Origin of the sequence: uncultured Streptococcus sp. (assembly GCF_963516575.1) — a bacterium.
Taxonomy (GTDB): Bacteria; Bacillota; Bacilli; order Lactobacillales; family Streptococcaceae; genus Streptococcus.
The window spans coordinates 1-5071 of record NZ_CAUQCP010000071.1; the positions used below are offsets into that span (position 1 = coordinate 1).

Below are 5071 nucleotides of genomic sequence, written 5' to 3' on the forward strand. Positions count from 1 at the left end.
AAAAACTAAGCACGATTGGATTTTTTGTGTTATAATATTCTGTGAATAGCTATGCCCTGTTTTAGCTATATTGAAATAGAAGTTAGAAACTTGGAAGATAGAGAGGATGCGATGTAATGACTAGAGATGGTTTTTTTACAGGCTTAGATATCGGAACCAATTCCATTAAGGTATTGGTTGCTGAGCTTAGAAATGGTGAACTAAACGTAATTGGTGTAAGTAATGCCAAGAGCAAAGGTGTAAAGGATGGGATTATCGTTGATATTGAAGCGGCAGCAAGTGCTATCAAGTCAGCTATTTCCCAAGCAGAAGAGAAGGCTGGCATTTCAATTAAATCAGTGAATGTTGGTTTGCCTGGAAATCTTTTGCAAGTAGAACCAACTCAAGGAATGATTCCCGTTACATCTGATACAAAAGAAATTACAGATCAAGATGTTGAAAATGTTGTCAAATCAGCCTTGACAAAGAGCATGACACCAGATCGTGAAGTCATTACTTTTATTCCAGAAGAATTTATCGTAGATGGTTTCCAAGGTATTCGTGACCCGCGTGGCATGATGGGTGTTCGTCTTGAAATGCGTGGTTTGCTTTACACAGGTCCCCGTACTATTCTTCACAATTTACGCAAGACAGTTGAGCGCTCAGGTGTTCAAGTTGAAAATATTATTATTTCACCATTGGCTTTGGTTCGTTCAGTCCTGAACGAAGGAGAGCGTGAATTTGGAGCTACTGTGATTGATATGGGAGCAGGTCAAACAACTGTTGCTACAATCCGTAACCAAGAACTCCAGTTTACAAATATTCTTCAAGAAGGTGGAGATTATGTCACAAAAGATATCTCTAAAGTCTTGAAGACTTCACAGAAATTAGCTGAAGGATTGAAATTGAACTATGGGGAAGCCTACCCATCACTTGCCAGCAATGAAACTTTCCAAGTTGAAGTGATTGGTGAAGTAGAGCCTGTAGAAGTTACAGAAAGCTACTTGGCAGAGATTATTTCAGCTCGCATTAAACACATTTTTGAACAGATTAAACAAGAGTTGGAAAGAAGACATTTGTTGGATCTTCCAGGTGGAATTGTTCTGATTGGTGGAAATGCTATTTTATCAGGTATTGTAGAACTTGCACAGGAAGTTTTTGACGTTGGTGTCAAACTTTACGTTCCAAATCAAGTTGGAATTCGTAATCCTGCCTTTGCTCATGTGATTAGCTTGTCTGAATTTGCTGGTCAATTGACTGAGGTGCATTTGTTGGCACAACGGGCAGTCAAGGGTGAAGATACCTTGCGTCACCAACCAATCAATTTTGGGGGGATGATTCAACGTGTTACGCAGGTGTCACAACCTACCCCTATTCAACCAGCTTCAAATACAGAGGTTGAACCATCAGCTTCTACGAACGTAGTTGCTCCGAAAGAGGATAAAGTATCTTCTCAAAATAAACAAAAAATCGCAGATCGCTTCCGTGGTTTAATCGGAAGTATGTTTGATGAATAAAAGAGGAAAAATAAACTATGACATTTTCATTTGATACAGCGGCTGCTCAAGGTGCAGTTATTAAAGTAATCGGTGTTGGTGGAGGTGGCGGTAACGCTATTAACCGCATGGTTGACGAAGGTGTTACGGGCGTAGAATTTATCGCAGCAAACACAGATGTACAAGCTTTGAGTAGTACAAAAGCTGAGACTGTAATTCAGTTGGGCCCTAAATTGACACGTGGTTTGGGTGCTGGAGGTCAACCTGAAGTTGGTCGAAAAGCTGCTGAAGAGAGCGAAGAAACATTGACAGCTGCTATCAGTGGAGCGGATATGGTCTTCATTACTGCTGGTATGGGTGGAGGATCAGGTACTGGTGCAGCTCCTGTTATTGCCCGTATTGCTAAAGATTTAGGTGCTCTTACTGTTGGTGTTGTGACACGTCCTTTTGGTTTTGAAGGAAGCAAACGTGGACAATTTGCTGTTGAAGGAATCAATCAACTTCGCGAACATGTAGATACTCTATTGATTATTTCAAACAACAACTTGCTTGAAATTGTTGATAAGAAAACTCCACTTCTTGAAGCTCTTAGCGAAGCAGATAACGTACTTCGCCAAGGTGTTCAAGGGATTACGGATTTGATCACAAACCCTGGTTTGATTAACCTTGACTTTGCCGATGTGAAAACAGTTATGGCAAATAAAGGGAATGCCCTAATGGGTATCGGTATTGGTAGTGGAGAAGAACGTGTGGTAGAAGCAGCTCGTAAAGCAATCTACTCACCACTTCTTGAAACAACGATTGATGGTGCTGAGGATGTTATCGTCAACGTTACTGGTGGACTTGACTTGACTTTGATTGAAGCAGAAGAAGCATCGGAAATCGTTAACCAAGCAGCTGGTCAAGGAGTGAACATCTGGCTTGGAACATCTATTGATGAAAGCATGCGTGATGAAATTCGCGTAACAGTTGTTGCAACAGGTGTTCGTCAAGATCGTGTTGAAAAAGTTGTTGGACATGCACCAAAACAAGTTGTTCGTCATGAACAAGTGAGTCCAAGTTATACACGTAACTATGACCGTCACTATGACATGGCTGAAACTGCAGAAATTCCAAGTCCAGCACCTCGCCGTACAGAAACTTCTAAAACATCAGCATTTGGTGATTGGGATTTGCGACGTGAGACGATTGTTCGTCCAACTGATTCCCTTGTATCACCAGTTGAACGTTTCGAAGCACCATCTTTAGAAGAGGACGAATTAGAAACTCCTCCATTTTTCAAAAATCGTTAAGTAAATGAATTTGAAAGAAAATACAGAACGTGTTTTTCAACAAATCAAAGATGCAAGTCAGCAGGCAGGAAGAGAAGATAATTCTGTTTCAGTTGTTGCTGTTACAAAATATGTAGACGTACCGACAGCGGAGGCTTTGCTTCCGCTAGGTGTGCATCATATTGGTGAAAATCGTGTAGATAAGTTCCTTGAGAAATATGAAGCTTTAAAAGATAGAGATGTCAGCTGGCATTTGATTGGTACCTTGCAAAGACGCAAGGTCAAAGATGTCATTCAGTATGTTGATTATTTCCACGCTTTGGATTCATTAAAGCTAGCAGAGGAAATTCAAAAGAGAAGTGACCGAGTTGTTAAGTGTTTCTTACAAGTAAATATCTCAAGGGAAGAGAGCAAACATGGTTTTTCAAAGGAAGAACTACTGGAGCTCTTGCCAGAATTAGCAACCTTAGATAAAATTGAATATGTAGGCTTGATGACTATGGCTCCTTTTGAAGCTAGTAGTGATGAGTTGAAAGAAATTTTTAAAGCTACACAGGATTTGCAACTAGAAATTAGAGAAAAACAAATTTCCAATATGCCAATGACGGACTTGAGTATGGGTATGAGTCGTGACTACAAGGAAGCGATTGAATTCGGCTCAACATTTGTCAGAGTTGGCACAGCATTTTTTAAGTAGGAAAGAAAGATGTCTTTAAAAGATAGATTTGATAGATTTATAGATTATTTTACAGAAGATGGAGAAGATACGGCTAATACGTATCAGCCTAAAGCTGAGGAACCGATTGTGGCTCCAGTTCCTTCCGTAAAAGAGTTACCTCAACAAGCTGCGACTGCGCCATCTAAAGAAAAAAACATTACTCGTCTTCATGCTCGTCAACAAGAATTGGCTATGCAAAGTCAACGTTATACTGATAAGGTGACGATTGATGTTCGTTATCCACGCAAATATGAAGATGCTACAGAAATTGTTGATTTATTAGCTGGTAACGAAAGTATTTTGATTGATTTTCAATACATGACGGAAGTTCAAGCACGTCGTTGTTTGGATTATCTGGATGGGGCACGTCATGTTTTAGCTGGTAACATGAAAAAGGTAGCATCTACTATGTACTTGCTGACACCAGTTGATGTTGTCGTCAATATTGAAGATATCAAAATACCAGATGAATCACAAAATGGTGAATTTGGTTTTGACATGAAACGTACGAGAGTGAAATAATGCTCTTTCTCATTCGTTTTATTCAAAATGCAGTGGATATCTATTCACTGGTTTTAGTCGTTTTTGCTCTGATGTCTTGGTTCCCAAATGCTTATGAGTCACGGCTAGGTCGCTTGATTATTAGCTTAGTGAAACCGATAATAGCTCCTTTACAACGCTTACCCCTTCAGATTGCAGGTCTTGACTTGTCTGTCTGGATTGCGGTATTATTAGTACATTTTATAGGGAACCAATTGATTCGACTTTTAGTGATTTTTCTATGAACAAGATGATTTATCAACACTTTTCTAAGAATGATTCGTCTTTTATTGATAAGGGAGTAGAATGGATAAAAAAGGTAGAAGATTCTTATTCTCCTTTTTTAAGCCCCTTTGTAAATCCTCATCAAGAAAAGATTTTAAAGGTTCTAGCATCAACGAACGGCATCTCCTACATGAGTAGTCGGCAGTTTCTTGAAACTGAATATGTACGGATAATTCTGTATCCTGATTATTTTGAGCCTGAATTCACTGATTTTGAACTATCCTTGCAAGAAATAGTTTATCCTAATAAGTTTGAACGTTTAACGCATGCAAAAATATTAGGGACTGTTTTAAATCAGCTGGGAATTGATAGGAAGCTGTTTGGTGATATCTTAGTCAATGAAGAGAGAGCACAGATTATCATTAATCGACAGTTTACTCTCCTTTTCCAAGACGGCATTACGAAAATTGCCTGTCTACCTGTTCGTCTAGAAGAACGGGATTTTACTGAGAAAATTGCTACAGCAGAAGATTATCGAGAATTGGATATTTGTATCGCTAGTTCTAGATTAGATGTTTTCCTAGCGGGGGTCTTCAAGCTGTCAAGAAATCAGGCAAATCAGTTAATTGAAAAGCAGGCAGTTCAAGTTAATTACCATTTAGTTGAAAAATCAGATTATATAGTTCAGGTTGGTGACTTGATTAGTGTAAGGAAATTTGGTCGATTGAAACTCATTAGAGATAATGGGCAAACCAAAAAAGATAAAAAGAAATTAACGGTCCAATTGTTATTAAGTAAGTGAGGAAAAATATGCCAATTACATCGTTAGAAATCAAAGATAA

General features: G+C 38.9%; 6 protein-coding genes. All 6 read left to right on the top strand.

Annotated elements, in window-relative coordinates:
* Positions 1-116 precede the first annotated feature (116 nt).
* From ftsA to RWM06_RS09265, 6 genes are read left to right on the top strand one after another with little or no spacing between them, the layout of a single operon-like run.
* Complete coding sequence (gene ftsA / locus RWM06_RS09240; RefSeq protein ID WP_313970903.1) at positions 117-1496, top strand: cell division protein FtsA; 1380 nt, start codon at positions 117-119, stop codon at positions 1494-1496.
* 17 nt (positions 1497-1513) lie between these two features.
* Positions 1514-2767 (top strand): cell division protein FtsZ, encoded by a 1254-nt coding sequence (gene ftsZ, locus RWM06_RS09245; protein ID WP_313970904.1) that lies wholly within the window; start codon positions 1514-1516, stop codon positions 2765-2767.
* Positions 2768-2771: 4 nt separating this feature from the next.
* Positions 2772-3443, top strand: a complete 672-nt coding sequence (locus RWM06_RS09250; RefSeq protein WP_313970905.1) for a YggS family pyridoxal phosphate-dependent enzyme — start codon at positions 2772-2774, stop codon at positions 3441-3443.
* Positions 3444-3452: 9 nt separating this feature from the next.
* Entirely contained in the window at positions 3453-3986 is a 534-nt protein-coding gene (locus RWM06_RS09255) for a cell division protein SepF (RefSeq protein WP_296174055.1), read from the top strand.
* The gene (locus tag RWM06_RS09260) at positions 3986-4249 is read left to right on the top strand and encodes a YggT family protein (RefSeq protein WP_313970906.1); all 264 of its coding nucleotides are present in this window, start codon (positions 3986-3988) and stop codon (positions 4247-4249) included. The genes RWM06_RS09255 and RWM06_RS09260 overlap by 1 nt, the downstream gene beginning before the upstream one ends.
* A complete protein-coding gene (locus RWM06_RS09265) occupies positions 4246-5031 on the top strand; it encodes an RNA-binding protein (RefSeq protein ID WP_313970907.1) in 786 nt (261 codons plus the stop codon). Before RWM06_RS09260 ends, RWM06_RS09265 begins: the two co-directional genes overlap by 4 nt.
* Positions 5032-5071 lie beyond the last annotated feature (40 nt).